The 20144-nt window shown below is 76.4% G+C and carries 1 protein-coding gene; it reads left to right on the top strand.

Annotated elements, in window-relative coordinates; translation table 11 throughout:
• Nucleotides 1-11 precede the first annotated feature (11 nt).
• Nucleotides 12-20093 carry a non-ribosomal peptide synthase/polyketide synthase gene (locus ACWCPN_RS28305; RefSeq protein ID WP_451211549.1) on the top strand — a complete coding sequence of 6694 codons (20082 nt, stop codon included), beginning with the start codon at nucleotides 12-14 and terminating at the stop codon, nucleotides 20091-20093.
• The last annotated feature ends 51 nt before the right edge of the window (nucleotides 20094-20144 follow it).

Raw genomic sequence — 20144 nt, 5'->3', positions numbered from 1 at the left:
ATCCGACGACCATGACGTCTTCGACCCCTTCGCATCCCTCCGGCTCCCCGCGCCCCGACCGCGGTTCCCGGCGGGACCGCGCCGAGGCCCTGCCCGACGACCTGCGCGAGGCGCTGCGGCGGCGGCTCGCCGGGCGGGCCGGCGGCTCCGCCCCGGCCGCCCGCCCCGGCATCCCGCGCGCCGACCGGGACCGTCCGCTGCCGCTGTCGTTCGCGCAGCAGCGCCTGTGGTTCCTGGACCGGCTGCGGCCCGGCGACGCCCGCTACAACAGCGCGGTCGCCCTCCGCCTCACCGGCACACCGGACCAGGAGGCCCTGCGGGCCGCGCTGGCCGCCGTGGTCGCCCGGCACGAGGCCCTGCGCACCACCTTCGAGGAGACCGACGGCCGCCCGGCGCAGCGTGTGCACCCGGCCGGCCCGGTGCCGCTGCCGGTGCGTGACGCCGACGACCTGGACGCGGACCTGCTGGCGGAGTACTCCCGGCCCTTCGACCTGGGGCACGGACCCCTGCTGCGGGCCCTGCTGCTGCGCGAGTCCGCGGCCTCGCACGTCCTGCTGCTGACGGCCCACCACATCGTCACCGACGGCTGGTCGATGGGCGTCGTCCTGGACGAGCTGTGCACCGCCTACGACGCCCTCGCGCGGGGCGCCGCACCCGAGCTGCCCCCGGTGGCCACCCAGTACCCCGACTTCGCGGTGTGGCAGCGCGCCCGTCTCTCCGGCGCCCGCCTCGACGGCGAACTCGCGCACTGGAAGGGGAAGCTGGCCGGGGCGGTGGCGCCCGAGCTGCCCCTGGACCGGCCGCGGCGCGGCGAGGAGGCGGGCGAGGGCGCCGTCCACACCTTCACCGTGCCGGCGCGGGTGGCCACGCGCCTGCGCGACCTCGCCGGAGAGCGGCACGGCACCCTGCACACCGCCCTGGTCGCCGCCGCGCAGGCGCTGCTGGCCCGCTGGTCCGGCCAGGACGACATCACCGTCGGCTCCCTCACACCGGGCCGGTCCCGCACCGACCTCGAACGGACCGTCGGCTTCTTCGTCAACACGGTCGTGCTGCGCACCGCGGTGGACACCTCGGGATCCTTCCGCGACCTGCTGGCCGGGGCGGCCGAGACGGTGGGCGACGCCTTCGCCCACGGCGACACGCCGTTCGAGCGGATCGTGGAGGCGGTGGGCGCGCCCCGCGAGGCCGGCCGCAACCCGCTGTTCGACGTGATGGTCCTGCTGCACCCCGACCCGCCCGCCGCCTCCGCCCCGCGCGGGCTCGCCACCAGCCCGGTCACCGTGCCCCGGCAGGCGGCCACCTTCGACCTGAGCATCGAGTTCGTACCGGACGGGGACGGCCTGACCGGCCTGCTGGAGTACCGCACCGACCTGTTCGACGCGGCCACGGCCGAGCGGATGGCCGGTCAGCTGCTGCGCCTGCTGGAGGGCGTCTGCGACGGTCCGGACCGCCCGCTGGGCAGCCTGCCCCTGCTGTCCGACGAGGAGACCCGGCGGCTCGTCCACGACTGGAACCCCGCCCCCCTGCCCGCGGCCGACACCACGTACCCCGGCCTGTTCGAGCGCCGGGCGGCCCGGACCCCCGAAGCCCTCGCCCTCGTCGCGGGCGGTGAGGAACTGGACTACGGCACGCTCAACGCGCGCGCCAACCGGCTCGCCCGCCACCTCGCCGCCCAGGGCGCCGGCCCCGAACGGCTGGTGGCGCTCCGGCTGCCGCGCACCGCAGACATGATCACGGCGATCCTCGCCGTCTGGAAGTCCGGCGCGGGCTACCTCCCGCTGGACCCGGCCCTGCCCGAGGAGCGGGTCCGGTACCTGCTGGACGACGCCCGGCCGGCCCTGGTGCTGGACGAGGCCGCCCTCGGCGCCGTGCCCCCGACCGCCCCGGACACCGACCTCACCGACGCCGACCGGCGCGCCCCGCTGGACCCGGACCACACCGCGTACGTCATCTACACCTCCGGCTCCACCGGCCGCCCCAAGGGCGTGGCCGTCTCCCACCGCGCGGCGGCCCACCTGCTGGCCGCCCACCGGGCCGGCTTCGTCGCCGAGGCGGGCGGCGGCCCGCTGCGGGTCGCGCTCACCGCCGCGTTCTCCTTCGACACCTCCCTCGAAGGCGTCCTGCTGATGGCCGACGGCCACCCGCTGCACCTGGTCGACGAGGTCACCCGGATGGACCCGGCCGCCCTGGTCGAGTACGTCGTCGCGCACCGGATCGACTTCCTCGACGTCACCCCGTCCTACCTGCGCCAGCTCCTGCCCGCCGGACTGCTCACCGACCCCCGGCACCGCCCCCGGGTCCTCATGCTCGGCGGCGAGGCGGTCGGCCCGGCGCTCTGGCGGGAACTGGCCGCCCACCCGGACGTGGCGGCCCACAACTTCTACGGCCCGACCGAGTGCACGGTCGACGCGCTGTCCTGCCGGATCGACGGCGGGGACCGCCCGCTGGTGGGCCGCCCCCTGCCCGGGGTCCGGGCGTACGTGCTGGACGACCGGCTCCAGCCGGTGCCGCCCGGGGTCGGCGGCGAGCTGTACCTCGCGGGCGCGCAGCTCGCCCGGGGCTACGCCGGACGGCCGGGCCTGACCGCGGCCCGCTTCCTGCCCGACCCGTTCGGCGGCCCGGGAGAGCGGATGTACCGCACCGGCGACCTGGCCCGCTGGACCGCCGACGGCCGCCTCGACTACCTCGGGCGCGCCGACGACCAGGTCAAGGTGCGCGGCCACCGCATCGAGCCCGGCGAGATCGAGGCCGCGCTGCTCGCGGTGCCCGGCGTCGCCGCCGCCGCGGTCGTCGCCGTGCCCGACCCGCACGGCCACAGCCGCCTCGCCGCGTACGTCGTCCCGGCGTCCGGCGCCCCCCGGCCCGCCCCCGCCGCCCTGCGGGCGGCCCTGCGCGAGGTGCTGCCCGACGCCCTGGTGCCGTCCTCGTTCACCTCGCTGGACGCGCTGCCGCTGACCACCAGCGGCAAGCTGGACCGCCGCGCCCTGCCCGCCCCGGAGAACACGGCGGAGGAACGGGAGTTCGTCGCCCCGCGCACCCCGGACGAGGAGACCCTCGCCGGCGTCTGGGCCGACGTGCTCGGGATGGCCCGGGTGGGTGTCACGGACAACTTCTTCGAGCTGGGCGGCGACTCGATCCTCAGCATCCAGGCCGTCTCCCGTGCCCGCGCGGCCGGTCTGCGCATCGGATCGCAGGACGTCTTCCGGCACCAGACGGTCGCCGACCTGGCCGCCGCCGTCTCCCGCCGTACCGCCGTGCCCGCACCGCGCCGGCGCCCGCACGACGCCGGACCCGCCCCGCTCACCCCCGTCCAGGAGTGGTTCCACGCCACGCACGGAGCGCTGCGGCACTTCAGCATGTCGATGCTCCTCGACCTGCCGCACGACCTCGACGAACGTGCCCTGGACCGGGCGCTGGACGCCGTGGTCGCCTGCCATCCGGCCCTGCGCACCCGCTTCGCCCGCACCGACGGCACCTGGCGGCAGCACCCCGGCACCGGTCCGGCCACCGGGCTGCTGACCCGCCACGACCCGGGCACCGCGCCCGCCGAGGCCGCGGAGGCCGCCCGCGCCGCCCTCGACCCGGGCACCGGCGCACTGCTGCGCGCGGCCCTGCTGACCGGCGGGGAACGCCCGCGCCTGTTCCTCACCGCCCACCACCTGGCGGTCGACAGCGTCTCCTGGCGGGTGCTGCTCGCCGACCTGGAACAGGCCTACCGGCGGGCGGCGGCGGGCGAGGACCCCCGGCTGGAACCCGAGCACACCCCGTTCGCCGACTGGGCGCACACCCTGGCCGCCCGGGTCCGGGCCGGCGACCTCGACGACGACCTGGACCACTGGACCGAGGAAGCCGCGCCGGCGCCCGTCCCGCTCCCGGTCGACCTGCCCGGCACCCCGCTCGCCGGGTCCGTGCGCACCGTCCGCACGCCGGTGGACCGGGAGACCACCGAGGCGCTGCTGCGCCGCGTGCCGGGCGTGTACCGCACCCAGGTCAACGACGTGCTGCTGAGCGCGCTCGGCCGGGTGCTGGCCGACTGGACCGGCGCCGACCGGGTGACCGTCGCCCTGGAGGGCCACGGCCGGGAGGAGGACCTGGCCGAGGGCGCCGACCTGTCCCGCACGGTCGGCTGGTTCACCACCCAGTACCCGGTCACCCTGGCCCCGGCGGGACCGGACGACTGGGGCGGCACCCTCAAGTTCGTCAAGGAGCGGCTGCGGGCCGTGCCCCGCCGCGGCCTCGGCTACCAGGCACTGGGCCACCTCGGCTCGCCCCGGCCCGAGGCCCGCGCCCTCGGCGAACGGCCGCTGCCGCAGGTGTGCTTCACCTACCACGGCCAGTGGGAGGCGCCCGCCGGAGGCGACTTCGCCCCGGTCGCCGACGTGCCCGGCCGGGACATGGACCCCGCCGCGCCGCTGGACCACCTGCTCGACGTGTCCGCCGTGGTGGCCGACGGAGAGCTGGAGATCACCTGGCACTACAGCGACCAGGCGCACCGGGAGGACACCGTCCGGGAGCTGGCCGAGGGCATGGTGCGGGCGCTCCGCGCCATCGCCGCCCACTGCGCCCGCCCCGGCGCGGGCGGCCGTACCCCCTCCGACTTCCCGCTGGCCCGCCTGGACCAGGCCGGCGTGGACCGCCTCGCCGGTGACGGCCGGGACGTCGAGGACCTGCTGCCGCTCACCCCGCTCCAGGAGGGCATGCTCTTCCACCGGCTGGTCGGCGGCGCCGACGACGTGTACGTGGACCAGGCCGCCCTGCTGCTGGACGGGGTGACCGACACCGGCGCTCTCGCCCTGGCCTGGCAGCGGGTGACCGACCGCACCCCCGCCCTGCGCACCTCGGTGGTGTGGGAGGGCGTGCCGGTGCCGCTCCAGGTCGTGCACCGGCGCACCGAGGTTCCGGTCACCCGGCTGGACTGGCGCGAGCTGGATGAGGCGGACCGGGACGAGCGGCTGGCGCGGCTGCGCGCCGACGACCTGGCACGCGGTCTCGACCTCGGCACGGCCCCCCTGATGCGGCTCGCCCTCGTCCGGCTGCCCGGCGCCCGGACGTACCTGCTGTGGACCTCCCACCACCTGATCCTGGACGGCTGGAGCCTGGCCCAGGTGCTCACCGAGGTGTTCGAGGAGTATGCGGCCCTCACCACCGGCGCCGCGTCCCGGCCCCCGGCGCGCCGCCCGTTCGGCGACTACGTCCGCTGGCTGGCCGGCCAGGACTCCGCGGCCGCGCACGCGCACTGGCGGACCGTCCTGGACGGGTTCGCCACGCCCACCCCGCTGCCCTTCGACCGTCCCCGGCGCCCTGGGCACGAGTCCCGGTCCGCGGGCGTGCACACGGCCGCGCTGTCCGACGAGGTCTCCGCCCGGCTCGCCCGTACCGCCCGGGCCGCCGGGCTCACCCTCGGCACCGTGGTGCAGGGCGCCTGGGCGCTGCTGCTGTCCCGCTACGGCGCCGAGCGTGACGTGCTGTTCGGCACCACCGTCTCCGGGCGCCCCGACGACCTGCCCGGCGCCGAGTCGATGGTGGGCATGTTCATCAACACCCTGCCCACCCGCGTGCGCGTGGACGGTCACCGCGGCGCCGTCGCCTGGCTCAGAGAACTCCAGGAGGAACAGGCCGAGGCGCGGCGGTTCGCGGCGGTCTCCCTCGCCGAACTGACCTCGCTCAGCGACGTTCCCGCCGGCGGCGCGCTCTTCGAGAGCATGGTGGCCTTCGAGAACTACCCCTTCGACGAGGCGCGTTCGGCCACCACCGGGATACGGCTGGCGGACGTCTCCGCACGGGACGCCACCAACTACCCGCTGGTGCTGCGGGCCTACCAGGGCGAGCGGTTCGGCTTCGACCTCGCCTACGACCCCGACCTGTTCGACGCCACGACGGTGAGCGACCTCGCGGGGCGGCTGTGCCTGCTGCTCACCGAGCTGGCCGACGACCCCGGCCGGCCCGTGCGCGACCTCGCCTGGACCACCGCCGCGGAGCGGCGGCGGATGCTGGCCGACTGGAACGGCACCGAGGAGGGCCGGCCCGCCGGCACCCTGGACGCCCTGTTCGCCGCCCAGGCCGCCCGCACCCCCGACGCCGTGGCCGTCACCTGCGGCGACGAGCGGCTCGACTACGCCACCCTGGAGACACGGGCGGGCCGCCTCGCCCACCGGCTCGCCGAACTCGGCGCCGGACCGGAGAAGTTCGTGGCCCTCGCGCTGCCCCGCTCCACCGACCTCGTGGTGGCCGTGCTCGCCGTCCTCCGGACGGGCGCCGCCTACCTGCCGATCGACCCGAAGCTGCCCGCCGAGCGGGTCCGGCACCTGCTCGACGACGCCGCACCGGTCGCACTCGTCACCGTCCGGCAGGGCGCGGCCGGCCCGGACGTCCCGAGCCTGCTGCTGGACGACCCGGAGGTACGTGCCGACCTGGCCCGCCGGCCCGCCGCCGGTCCGGTCCGCCGCGCGCTGCCCGAGAGCCCCGCCTACGCCATCTACACCTCCGGCTCCACCGGACGTCCCAAGGGCGTCGTCATTCCGCACGCCAACGTCGTCCGCCTGTTCACCCGCACCCGGCACTGGTTCGGCTTCGGGCCCGACGACGTGTGGACCATGTTCCACTCCTACGCGTTCGACTTCTCGGTGTGGGAGCTGTGGGGCCCGCTGCTGCACGGCGGCCGGCTCGTGATCGTCCCCGAGGACACCGCGCGCTCCCCGGAGGACTTCCTGCGCCTGCTCGCGGACGAGCGGGTGACCGTCCTCAACCAGACACCGTCCGCGTTCTATCCGCTGATCCGCGCCGACGCCCTGCTCCGCGACGCCGGCGCGCGGCCGGCACTGCGCACGGTGATCTTCGGCGGCGAGGCACTCGACACCGGCCGGCTCGCCGACTGGTACACCCGCCACCCCGACACCGCGCCCCGTCTGGTGAACATGTACGGCATCACCGAGACCACCGTGCACGTCACCTACGCCGCGCTCGACTCCTCCACCGCCCGCCCCGGCACCGCGAGCCCCATCGGCACCGGCATCCCCGACCTGCGCCTCTACGTCCTCGACGACACCCTGCGGCCGGTGCCGCCGGGCGCCGTGGGGGAGCTGTTCGTCGCCGGCGAGGGGCTGGCGCGCGGCTACCTGAACCGGCCCGGGCTGACCGCGACCCGCTTCCTCGCCGACCCCTTCGGCCGGCCGGGCACCCGCATGTACCGCACGGGGGACCGGGCCCGCTGGCGGGCCGACGGCACGCTGGAGTATCTGGGCCGGGCCGACCAGCAGGTGAAGATCCGCGGCTACCGCATCGAGCCCGGCGAGATCGAGGCCGCCCTGCACGGCCACCCGGGCGTCGGCGCCGCCACCGTCGGCGTGTACGAGGACACCGTGGGGACCCGCCGGCTGGTCGCCCACGTCGTCGGCGCGGGCACCGGCGACCGTGCCGTACCGGCCCCGTCCGCCGCCGAACTCCGCGCCCACCTCGAAGGACTGCTGCCCGCGCACATGGTGCCGGCCGCCTACGTGCCGATGGCCGCGCTGCCGCTCACCGTCAACGGCAAGCTCGACCGGCGCGCCCTGCCCGCGCCCGGCCCGGACGGCTTCGCCGCCGACGCCACCCGCACCCCGCCGCGCACCCCCGCCGAACGGCTGGTCGCCGCCGCCTGGACGGACGTGCTGGACACGGACGAGGTCGGCGCCGACGACGACTTCTTCGCCCTCGGCGGCGACTCCATCCTGGCCGTGCGCGTCACCTCGCGGCTGCGTGCCGCCTTCGGCACGGACGTCTCACCGAGGATGCTGTTCACCCACTCCACGGTCTCCGGCCTCGCCGCCGCCCTGGGCGAACCCCGCGACGGGAACACCGCCGGCACCATCCCGGCCGCGGCCCCGGGCGGCCCGGCGCCGCTGTCGTACGCGCAGCAACGCCTCTGGTTCCTCGACCGGTTCGAACCGGGCGGCACCGAGTACACGACCCTGTCCGTGCTCAGGCTGCGCGGACCCCTCGACACCCCCGCCCTGCGCACCGCCCTGGACGGCCTGGTCGCCCGGCACGAGGCACTGCGCACCACCTTCACCGAACACGACGGCCAGGTCCGGCAGACCGTCCACGCGCCCGCGCCCGTGGACCTGCCGGTGACCGGTCTCCCGGACGCCGCCGCCCTGGACGGCCTCCTGGACCGGGAGGCCGCCACGCCCTTCGACCTGGCCACCGGGCCCCTGCTGCGGGCCCGGCTGGCGCGGCTGGCCGCCGACGATCACGTCCTCGTCCTGGCCGTGCACCACATCGTCACCGACGGCTGGTCCGGCGGCGTACTGGCCCGCGACCTGGGCGAGATGTACGCGGCGGCCCTGGCGGGCCGCAGCCCCGAACTGCCCCCGCTCCCCGTCCGCTACCGTGACTTCGCCGCCTGGCAGCGCTCCCGTGCCGACCGCGCCGAGGCCGAACTCGCCCACTGGCGCCGCGCGCTGGACGGCGTGGTCCCGCTGGAGCTGCCCACCGACCGGCCCCGCCCGGCCGTCCGCACCCGCGACGGCGCCCTGGTCACCTTCACCCTGCCCGCCGCGCTGACCGAGCGGCTGCGGGCACGGGCACGGGAGGCCGACGCGACCCTCTACATGGCCCTGGTGGCGGCCTGCCAGACCCTGCTCGCCCGCTGGGCGGGCCAGGAGGACGTCACCGTCGGCACCGTCACCGCCGGCCGTGAACGCCCCGAACTGCACGACGTGGTCGGCATGTTCGTCAACACGGTGGTGCTGCGTGCCCGGGTCCGTCCCCGCCTGTCCTTCCGGGAGCTGCTGGCCGAGGTGCGTACGACCGTCCTGGAGGCCTTCGCCCACCAGGAGGTGCCCTTCGAGCGGGTGGTGGACGCCCTCCAGCCGGAGCGGGACACCAGCCGCACCCCGCTGTTCCAGGTCATGGTCGCCCTGCACAACCTCGGCGGCGAGCCGCTCCGGATGCCCGGCCTGACGGCGGAGCCGGTCATACCGCCGGTCCGCACCGCCACCTTCGACCTGGCCTTCGACTTCGTGGAGGGCGACGACGGCCTCACCGGGCACCTGGAGTACAACACCGGCCTGTTCGACGCCGACACCGCGGCCCGGCTGGCCGGCCGGCTGCGCACCCTGCTGGAGGCCGCGGCCGACGACCCCGGGCAGGCCGTCGGCCGCCTGCCGCTGATGACCGGGGACGAGCGGCGCCAGGTCCTGCGCCACGGGCAGGGCGCCCGGCTGCCCGAACCCGACACCACCTTCCCGGCGCTGTTCGAGGCCCAGGCAGCCCGCACCCCGGAGCACACCGCCCTGGCCGCCCGTGACACCACCCTGGACTTCGCGGCGCTGAACACGCGGGCCAACCGGCTCGCCCACCACCTCATCGCCCTGGGCGCCGGTCCCGAGGACGTGGTCGCCGTACGGCTGCCGCGCACCTCCGACCTGATGGTGGCGCTGCTCGCCGTCCTCAAGGCGGGCGCCACCCTGCTCTGCCTCGACCCGGAACTCCCGCCGGAACGGCAGGCGTTCCTGCTCTCGGACGCCCGTCCGCACACCCTGCTCACCGACCTCGCCGTCGTGCCCTGGAACCGGCTGCCCGGCCACGACCCGGCCGACGCCGACCGCGTCCGGCCGCTGCTGCCGCGGCACACCGCCTACATCGTCTACACCTCCGGCTCCACCGGCCGCCCCAAGGGCGTCGCCGTCGAACACCGGCAGCTCGTCAACCTCTGCGAGGACCACCGCGCCGGCCTGCTAGCCCCGCACACCGGCGGCGGGCGGCGGCTGCGGGCCGCGCTCAGCGCCTCCTTCTCCTTCGACACCTCCTGGGAAGGGCCGCTGCTCCTCGCCCTCGGCCACGAGGTCCACCTGATCGACGAGGACACCCGGCTGGACCCGGAGGCGTTCTGCGACCGGGTCGACGGAGACCGCCTCGACCTGGTCAACGTCACCCCGTCCTTCCTGCGTGAACTCACCGCCGCCGGGCTGCTCGCCCCCGGACGTCACCACCCGCGTCTGCTGCTCGTCGGAGGTGAGGCCGTCACCGCGGCCGACTGGCGTGAACTCCAGTGCGCCGAACGGGAGCTGGGGATCGCCGCCTACAACATGTACGGCCCCACCGAGACCACCGTCGACGCCGTCTACGGCCGCCGCGGCGAGCTGCCCGACCGGCCGGTCATCGGCCGCCCCGGCGGCAACCTGCGCGCCTACGTCCTCGACGGCGACCTCTGCCCCGTACCGCCCGGGACCCCCGGCGAGCTGTACCTGGCCGGCGCCCAGGTGGCCCGCGGCTACCTGAACCGCCCCGGCCTCACCGCCGCCCGCTTCGTCCCCGACCTGTTCGGGGCACCCGGGGAGCGCATGTACCGCACCGGCGACCGGGCCCGCTGGGACCGGGACGGACTGCTGGAGTTCCTGGGCCGGGTGGACGAGCAGGTCAAGATCCGCGGGTTCCGCATCGAGCCCGGCGAGGTGGAGGCCGCCCTCCTGGACCACCCCGACGTCGCGGACGCCGCCGTCAGCGCCCGCGAGCACGCCGGGCGGCTCATGCTCGTCGGCTACGTGGTGCCCGCCGCCGGCCTCGTCCCGTCCGCCGACGCCCTGCGCCTCGCCCTGCGCCGCACCCTGCCCGACCACATGGTGCCCGCCGCGTTCGTCCCGCTCGACCGCATTCCGCGTACCACCAGCGGCAAGACCGACCGGCGCGCCCTGCCGGCGCCGCCGGCTCAGCCCGACAGCGCCACCCCGTACGTCGCCCCCCGGCCCGGCACCGAGGAACGCCTGGCCGCCATCTGGGCCGACGTGCTCGGTGTCGAACGCGTCGGCGCCCGCGACAACTTCTTCGCGCTCGGCGGCGACTCCATCCTGAGCATCCAGATCGTCTCCCGTGCCCGGCAGGCCGGGCTCGTCCTCACCACCAAGGACGTCTTCCGCCACCAGACCGTCGCCGAACTCGCCCTGTGCGTGACCGAGTCGGCGCCGGGCCAGGAAGCGGCCGAGGAACCGGCAGAGGCGCCGCTCACCCCGATCCAGCGCTGGTACCTGGACGGCCGCGAGCCCGGCCGTCCGCTCCGTTTCACCATGACCCAGCGTCTGGAACTCGCCCCCGGCACCGACGGAGCGGCACTGCGGGCCGCCACCGACGCCCTCGTACGCCACCACACCTCCCTGCGCACCCGGTTCCACCGCACCGCCGACGGCTGGCGTCAGGACGTGCTGCCCGAGGCACCGGACACCGTCCTCACCCGGCACGACGTGACCGCGCTCGACGGCACGGCACTGGAGGCCGAGGTCCAGCGGCTCACGGACGAGGCACAGGCCGCCCTCGACCCCACCACCGGACGGGTCGTCCGCGTGCTGTTCTTCGACCGCGGGCCGGACCTGCCGGGACAACTGGTGATCACCGCACACCACCTGGTCATCGACGGCGTCTCCTGGCGCATCCTGCTCGCGGACCTGGAGACCGCCCACCGGGCGGCGGCGGAGGGCCGGCCCGCCGAACCCCCCGCCACCGGCACCTCCTACGGGCACTGGGCCGCCCGGCTCGACCGGCACACCCGCTCCGGCGCCCTCGACGCCGACCTGCCGTACTGGACGCGCACCGCGGCGGCCCCGGCCGCACTCCCCGCCGGACGGCCCGGCCCGAACACCCACGGCGCCGCGGACACCCTCACCGTCACCCTGGACGCGGAGACGACCGACGCCCTCCTGCGCCAGGTCCCCGCCGTCTACCGCACCCAGGTCAACGACGTCCTGCTCAGCGCCCTCGGCCGCACCCTGGCCCGCTGGTGCGGCCGTGACACGGTCCTGCTCGGCGTCGAGGGCCACGGCCGGGAGGAACTGTTCGCGGACGTCGACCTGTCCCGGACCGTCGGCTGGTTCACCGCCGAGTTCCCGCTCGCCCTGCGCGTCGCCCCCGACGCCGGCTGGCACGACACCCTCCGCTCGGTCAAGGAACAACTGCGCGCGGTGCCGCTGCACGGCCTGAGCCACGGCGCCCTGCGCCACCTCGTGCCCGGCAGCCCCCTCGCCACCGCGCCCGCCCCGCAGGTCGGCTTCAACTACCACGGCCAGTGGGACACGGGCGGCGCCGGCGCCGGCCTGGTCCGCGGCGCGCTGCCCCCGGCCGGCCGGGACACCGACCCGGAGGAGACGCGGCCCTACCTCCTCGACATCACCGGTGTGGTCCAGCAGGGCCGCCTCGAACTCGGCTGGACCTACCCGCCCGGCGTCTACGACCGGGCCACCGTCCGCCGGCTCGCCGAGGACACCCTCACGGCCCTGCGGCAGATCGTGGAGCACTGCGCCGGAGCCGGGGCGGGCGGCCGCACCCCCTCCGACTTCCCGCTCGCCGGCCTCGGCCAGGACCTCCTCGACCGGCTCGTCGGCACCGGCCGGCACGTGGACGACGTCCTGCCGCTGACCCCGCTCCAGTCCGGCATGCTCTTCCACGGCCTCGTGGACACCGAGCACGCCTACTTCGACCGTACGGCCGTGACGCTGTCCGGGGTCGCCGACCCGAGCGCCTTCGCCGCCGCCTGGCAGGAGGTCGCCGACCGTACCCCGGCGCTGCGCACCAGCGTCCACTGGCACGGCCTGCCGCACCCGGTCCAGGTGGTCCACCGCCGGGCCGAACTCCCCGTCACCCACCTGGACTGGCGAGCGTCGACCCCGGCCGAACGCGCCGAGGCCACCGAGCGGCTGCTCGCCGCGGACCGCGCGGCCGGCATGGACCTCACCACCGCGCCGCTCACCCGGCTCACCCTGGCCGCGCTGCCCGGCGACGAGGTGCTGCTCGTGTGGTCCACCCACCACATCGTCCTCGACGGCTGGAGCACGGGTCAGCTCCTCACCGAAGTGTGCGAACGCTACGCGGCGCTGACCGGAGGACCGGACCCGGCGCCCCCGGTGCGGCGGCCGTTCGCGGACTTCCTGCGCTGGCTGCGCGAGCAGGACGAGACCGCGGCCGAACGGCACTGGGCCGAGGCCCTCGCCGGGTTCACCAGCCGCACTCCGCTGCCGTACGACCGCACGCCCGCCGAGGCGCACCGCGCCCGCTCCGCCGCCGCCGTCCACCACGAGCTGGAGTCCGGGGTCTCGGCACGGCTGCGGGAGACCGCCGCCCGTGCCGGAGTGACCGTGAACACCGTGGTGGAGGGCGCCTGGGCGCTGCTGCTGGCCCGCTCCAGCGGGCGGGACGACGTGGTGTTCGGCACCACCGTCTCCGGCCGCCCGGCCGAACTGCCCGGTGTCGAAGGCATGATCGGCATGTTCATCAACACCGTGCCGACCCGGGTCCGGATACCCGCCGGGCCGGTGCTGCCGTGGCTGCGCGACCTCCAGGAACGGCAGAGCGACGCCCGCCGCTTCGACTTCCTCGCCCTGCCGCGCATCCGGGCCGTCGCCGAAGTACCCGCCGGTGAAGCGCTGTTCGACAGCATGGTGGTGTTCGAGAACTACCCGGTGGACGAGTCGGCGACGGCCCGCACGGGCGTCCGGGTGGAGGACGTGCGCGCCGACGACGCCACCACCTTCCCCTGGTGCCTCCGCGCCCACCTCGCCGAACGGCTCGGCTTCGACCTCGCCTACGACCCCGCCCTGTTCGACCCCGCCACCGCCGAGCGGGCCGCGGACCGGCTGGCCGGACTGCTCACCGCCCTCGCCGACGGGTTCGACACCGACCTGACCGACCTGGATCTGCTCACGGCCGCCGACCGCGAGCTGCTGGCCGCCTGGAACACCACCGCCCGCCCGGCCGCCCCGCGCAGCCCCGTGGACCTGTTCGCCGAGCAGGCCCGACGCACCCCGGACGCGGTCGCGGTCCAGGACGGCGGAGAACTCCTGACGTATCGTCAGCTGGACGACTGGGCCCACGCGCTGGCGGGACGGCTGCTGGCCGGCGGGCTCGCCCCCGAGGACCGGGTGGCGCTGCTGCTGGACCGCTCGGCCGAACTGGTCGTCGCCCAGCTCGCGGTACTCCTGGCCGGCGGCGCCTACCTCCCGGTCGACACCCGCGCCCCCGAGGAACGCCGGCGCACCCTGCTCGCCCAGGCGGGCGCGGCCGTCCGGCTCACCGCCGCGGAGGTGACGGCCGCGCGCGGGGGGACACCGGCCGAGCCTCCCGCCGGGGCCCCACCGGCCACCGGCGCCGACCCTGCGCCGCGCGGCACCGGGGCGGCGAAGCAGCAGGAGCCGCCCGCGCGCACCGCCGGACCCCCGGCGGCGCCGCTGCCCGCCGCCGAGCCGGACCGGCTGGCGTACGTCATGTTCACCTCCGGGTCCACCGGCCTGCCCAAGGCCGTCGCGGTGCGCCACCGTGACGTGGCGGCGCTGGCCACCGACAGCCGGTTCGCCGGCGGTGTCTGCGACCGGGTGCTGCTGCACTCGGCGGTGGCCTTCGACGCCGCCACCTTCGAGGTGTGGGCGCCGCTCCTCAACGGCGGCCGCGTCGTCGTGGCCCCCGGCGGGAGCGTCGACGCCGCCCTGCTGCGCGGGCTGGCGGCCGACGGCGCACTGACCGCGGTGTGGCTGACCGCCGGGCTGTTCCGGCTGCTCGCCCAGGACGCCCCCGACTGCTTCCGCGGCCTCGCGCAGGTGTGGACCGGCGGTGACGTCGTACCGGCACCGGCCGTGCGCCGGGTGCTGGAGGCCTGCCCCGGCCTGACCGTGGTGGACGGCTACGGCCCCACCGAGACCACCACCTTCGCGACCTCCTGCGCCCTCACCGACCCGGCGGCGGTCCCCGGCACGGTCCCCATCGGCCGGCCGCTGGACGACATGCGGGCGCTCGTGCTCGACGCCCGGCTGCGGCCCGTACCGCCCGGCTGCCCGGGCGAGCTGTACCTGGGCGGCGAGGGCGTCGCCCGCGGCTATCTGGGCCGCCCGGGTGACACCGCCGCCCGCTTCCTCGCCGACCCGCTCGGCCCGCCCGGCGCCCGCGTGTACCGCACCGGCGACCTGGCCCGGCGGCGCCCGGACGGCACCGTGGAGTTCCTCGGCCGCGCCGACGACCAGGTGAAGATCCGCGGCTTCCGCGTGGAGCCCGGCGAGGTCGAGGCGGCGCTCGCCGCCCACCCGGACGTCACGGACGTGGCCGTCCTGGCCCGCGAGGACCGGCCCGGTGCCAAGCGGCTCGTGGCCTACGTCGTCGGACCGGCCGGCCAGGACGCCGGGGAACTGCGGGACTTCGCCGCCCGCACCCTGCCCGACTACCTCGTACCGGCTGCCTTCGTCCCGCTCCCCGCCCTTCCGCTGAGCCGCAACGGCAAGGTCGACCGGGCCGCCCTGCCCGCACCGGACGCCGTGCCGGGCCGTACCCGGATCGAGCCGCGCACCGACGCCGAGCGCCGCACGGCGGCCGTCTTCGGCGAGGTGCTGGGCTGCGAACCACCCGGTGTGGAGGACGACTTCTTCCAGCTGGGCGGCGACTCGATCCTCAGCATCCGGCTCGCCTCCCGCCTCGCCGAGGCCTTCGGCACGGGCCTCACGCCACGCGCGGTGTTCACCCACCCGACGCCGGCCGCCCTGGCCCGCCTGCTCGGCGACCGGCGGGGCCCCGGCGGCCCGGCGCTCGTCCCGGTGGCCCGGGACGCGGTCGCGCCGATGTCCCACGCCCAGCAACGCCTGTGGTTCCTGCACGAGTTCGAACCCGCCGGGGCCGAGTACGTCACCGCGCTCGCGCTGCGGCTGCGCGGGGACCTGGACACCGGCGCGCTCCGCGCCGCCCTCACCGCCGTGGTGGCCCGGCACGAGTCGCTGCGCACCACCTTCGACAGCGTCGACGGGCACGGGGTCCAGCACGTCCACCCGCCGTCCGACGTGCCGCTGCCCGCGCACGACCTGTCCGGGCTCTCCGACGCGGAACGGGAGCCGGCGCTGCGCCGCCTGCTCGCCGCGGAGCGCGCCCGCCTCTTCGACCTGCGCGAGGGCCCACTGCTGCGGGCCGCCCTGGTCCGGCTCGCCGGGCACGACCACGTACTCACCCTCGCCCTGCACCACATCGTCACCGACGGGTGGTCCACCTCCGTGCTGCTCGGCGACCTCGCCCACCTCTACCGCGCCGAACTCGACGCCGAGGAGCGGGAACTGCCGCCGCTGCCGGTGCAGTACGCCGACTACGCCCACTGGCAGCGCACGGCCGGTGACACCGAGGCCGGTGAGCACCTCGCCTACTGGAAGGAACAACTCGCCGGCGCCGCGCCACTGGAGCTGCCCACCGACCGGCCCCGGCCGCCGGTGCGGACCAGCGCCGGCGCGACCGCCCGGCTGGTGGTGCCCGCCCCGGCCGTGCGGCGGCTCACCCGGCTTGCCCGCGACCACGGCACCACCCTGTTCACCACGCTCGTCGCCGCCGCGCAGGCCTACCTCGCCCGGCTCTCCGGCACCGAGGACGTGGCCGTCGGAACCGTCACCTCCGGCCGTGACCGGCCCGAGGTCCAGTCCCTCGTCGGGTTCTTCGTCAACACCCTGGTGCTGCGCGCCCGCGCCGGGTCGGAGCTGCCCTTCACCGGGTTCCTCGACGACGTGAGGAGCACCGTCCTCGACGCCTTCGCCCACCAGGACGTGCCGTTCGAACGGGTCGTGGACGAGGTGCAGCCCGTCCGCGACACCAGCCGCAGCCCGCTGTTCCAGGTGATGGTCGTCCTGCAGAACACCCCGGCCGCCGCCCTGGACATGCCCGGCCTCGACGTCACCGACGTCGAACCGGAGTCGGAGCAGGCCGCGTTCGACCTCACCCTGGAGTTCGCCGAGAGCGGCACCGGCTCCCTGCACGGCCTGCTCACCTACAACACCGACCTGTTCGACGCGGCCACGGCCGACCGGATGGCCGGGCAGCTCGGCGCGCTGCTGCGCGCCGTCGCCGAGGACCCCGGCCGCGCCCTCGGGGAACTGCCGCTGACCTCGGACGACGAGGTGAAGAGCCTGCTGGAGCAGGGCCGGGGAACCTTCCGCGCGGTGCCCGAGAGCACCCTGCCCGCGCTGTTCGAACGGCAGGCCGCCCGGACCCCGGACGCCGTGGCGCTGATCGACGACGACCGTGAAGTGACGTACGCGGAAGCCGACCGGGCCGCCAACCGGCTGGCCCACCGGCTCGTCCGGGACGGCGTCGGCCCGGAGCGCGTGGTGGCCCTCGCGCTGCCCCGGTCGGCGGCGACCGTGGTGGCGCAGCTCGCCGTCGCCAAGGCGGGCGGCGCGTTCCTGCCCGTGGACCCCGGCTACCCGCAGCAGCGGCGCGAGTTCATGATCCGGGACGCGGGCGCCCACCTCGTCCTCGGTGACCCGGCCGAGGTGTGGACGGCCGACGGGCCCGAGACGGCGCCCACGGACGCCGACCGCACCGCCGCGCTCACCCCCGCCCACCCCGCCTACGTCATCTACACCTCCGGCTCCACCGGCACCCCCAAGGGCGTCGTCGTCACCCACCGCGGCCTCGCCTCGTTCGCCGCGGCAGCCGCCGAGCGGTACGCGGCGGGCCCCGGCGACCGGGTGCTCCAGTTCGCCTCCCCGAGCTTCGACGCCTCCGTGCTGGAACTGTGCGTCTCCCTGCTCAGCGGGGCCGCGCTGGTGACGGGCGAGGAGGGGCCGCTGGTCGGGGAACGGCTGGCGGAGGTGCTCACCGAACGGCGCGTCACCCACACCCTCATCCCGCCCGCCGCGCTGGCCACCGTCCCGCCGGAGACCGCCGCCGGCCTGCCCCACCTGCGCACCCTCATCGTGGGCGCCGAGGCCTGCCCGGCCGACCTGGTCGACACCTGGGCCCCCGGCCGCCGGATGATCAACTCCTACGGCCCCACCGAGGCCACCGTGGTCGCCACCTGGACCGGTCCGCTGACTCCCGGTGCCGGCGCCCCGCCCATCGGCCGCCCCTCCGGCGGCACCCGGGTGCACGTGCTCGACGCCGCCCTGCGCCCCGTACCACCCGGTGTGACCGGTGAGCTGTACGTCGCCGGGCCCGGACTCGCCCGCGGCTACCTGGGCCGGCCGGGACTGACCGCCCAGCGGTTCCTGCCCGACCCCTTCGGCGCGCCGGGGGAGCGGATGTACCGCACCGGGGACCTGGTCCGCTGGACCGCCGACGGCCGGCTCCGGTTCGCCGGGCGCGCCGACGACCAGGTCAAGCTGCGCGGCTTCCGTATCGAACCCGGCGAGATCGAGGGCGCGCTGCGCCGCAGCCCCCTGGTGCGGGACGCCGTGGTCGCCGTCCGTGCGGGGGAGACACCCGGCGCGCCGGACCGGCTCGTCGCCTACGTCGTACCGGCACCGCCGGCCGGCCCCGGTACCGTCACCGGCGAACCGTCCGGTGCCGGGCCCGCCGCCCCGGCGGTGGCCGGGACCGAGTCCCCCGGCGGCGCGGCTTGCGGCACCCCCCTGCCCATCGGCGAACTGCGGCTGCACCTGGCCGGAGAGCTGCCGCCGCACATGGTGCCGTCCGTCTTCGTCCCGCTCGACCGGCTGCCGCTCACCCCCAACGGCAAGACGGACCGCAGGGCGCTGCCGGCGCCCGGGCCCGCCCAGGCCGCGGACGGGCCGCGGACCGCGCCGCGCACCGACACCGAACGCCGGGTGGCCCGGATCTGGGCCGACGTGCTCGGCATCGAGGAGGTCGGTGCCGACGACAACTTCTTCGCGCTCGGCGGCGACTCCATCCTGAGCATGCAGGTCGTCTCACGACTGCGCCGCGACGGTCTGCACGTGGCCACCCGGGACCTGTTCACGCACCAGACCGTCGCCGAACTCGCCACCGTCGTCCGTACCGCGCCCCAGCGCGCCGCCGAGGGCCCGGTGACCGGCGAGGTGCCGCTCACACCGATCCAGGAGTGGTTCCTGACCACTCCCCGCGCGGCCCACCACCACTTCAACCAGTCGGCGCTGCTGGAGCTCGACGGCACCCCCGACCCGGGGGCGCTGCGCAGCGCGCTCGACGCCCTGCTGGAGCATCACGACGCCCTGCGCATGCGGTTCACCCGGCACGAGGACGGCTGGCGGCAGTTCAACCCGCCGCCGGCCGCCGGTCACGACATCCTCGCCCGGCACGACCTCACCGGGTTGTCCGCCGAGGACGCCGACGCGGCCATGGCGAAGGCCGCCGACGAACTGCACGCGAGCTTCGACCTGGGCCACGGCCCGCAGCTGCGGGCGGCGCTGTTCACCGGGGGCCCGGACCGGCCCGCGTTCCTCCTGCTCGTCGCCCACCACCTGGTGGTGGACGCGGTCTCCTGGCGCGTCCTGCGCGACGACCTGGAGACCGCCTACCGGCAGGCCGCCACGGGCGGCCCGGTCACCCTGGGGGAGCGCGGCACCAGCTTCCGCGAGTGGTCCCGGCGCCTCGCCGCCCACGTCGCCGAAGGCGGCCTCGACCACGAACTGCCCCACTGGGAGCAGGCCGTGGACATCGAACCTGACCCGGCGGCCCCGGCCCCGGGGCCCGAAGCCGGACCGGCCGCGACGGTCGGCGTGGAACTCGACGAGGACGACACGGCGGCCCTGCTCCGCGCCGCGCCCACCGCCTACCGCACCCGGGTCAACGACGTGCTGCTCGCCGCCCTCGCCCTGGCGCTGGCCCGCTGGACCGGACACGACCGGGTGCGGGTGGACCTGGAGGGACACGGCCGGGAGGACCTGCTCGACGGCGTCGACCTCTCCCGCACCGTCGGCTGGTTCACCACCGTCTACCCGGTCGCCCTCCAGGTGCCAGACCCCGGCGGGAGCGGACCGGACCGCGACTGGCGGTCCCTGGTGAAGTCGGTGCGCCGCCAGTTGCGCGCCGTACCCGGCAACGGCATCGGCTACGGCGCCCTGCGCACCTTCGGCACCCCGGAGGTCCGCGGACGCCTCGGCGCCCACGCCCACAGCCAGGTGGTCTTCAACTACCTCGGCCAGTGGGACGCCCGCCCCGAGACCGCGGACGGCGGCCTGGTCCGCGCCGAACACGGCTCCTTCGGCCAGGACCACGACCCCCGGGACCCCGGCTCGCACCCGGTGGAGGTGGTGGGCGCGGTGCAGCACGGCCGGCTCGCCTTCACCTGGCACCACCGGCCCGGCGTCCACGACACGGCGACCGTGCGCCGGGTGGCCGAGGAGTTCGCCGAGGCGCTGCGCCACCTCGCCCGGCACGCCCGGGGAGGCAGGTGACGACACTCCGGCCCCGCGCGGCACCGGCCAGGCGCACCGCCAGGCACGGCC

Source organism: Streptomyces sp. NPDC002386, from assembly GCF_053593175.1.
The sequence above is the reverse complement of the archived record's forward strand: the minus strand, read 5'-3'. Positions and strand labels throughout refer to the sequence as shown.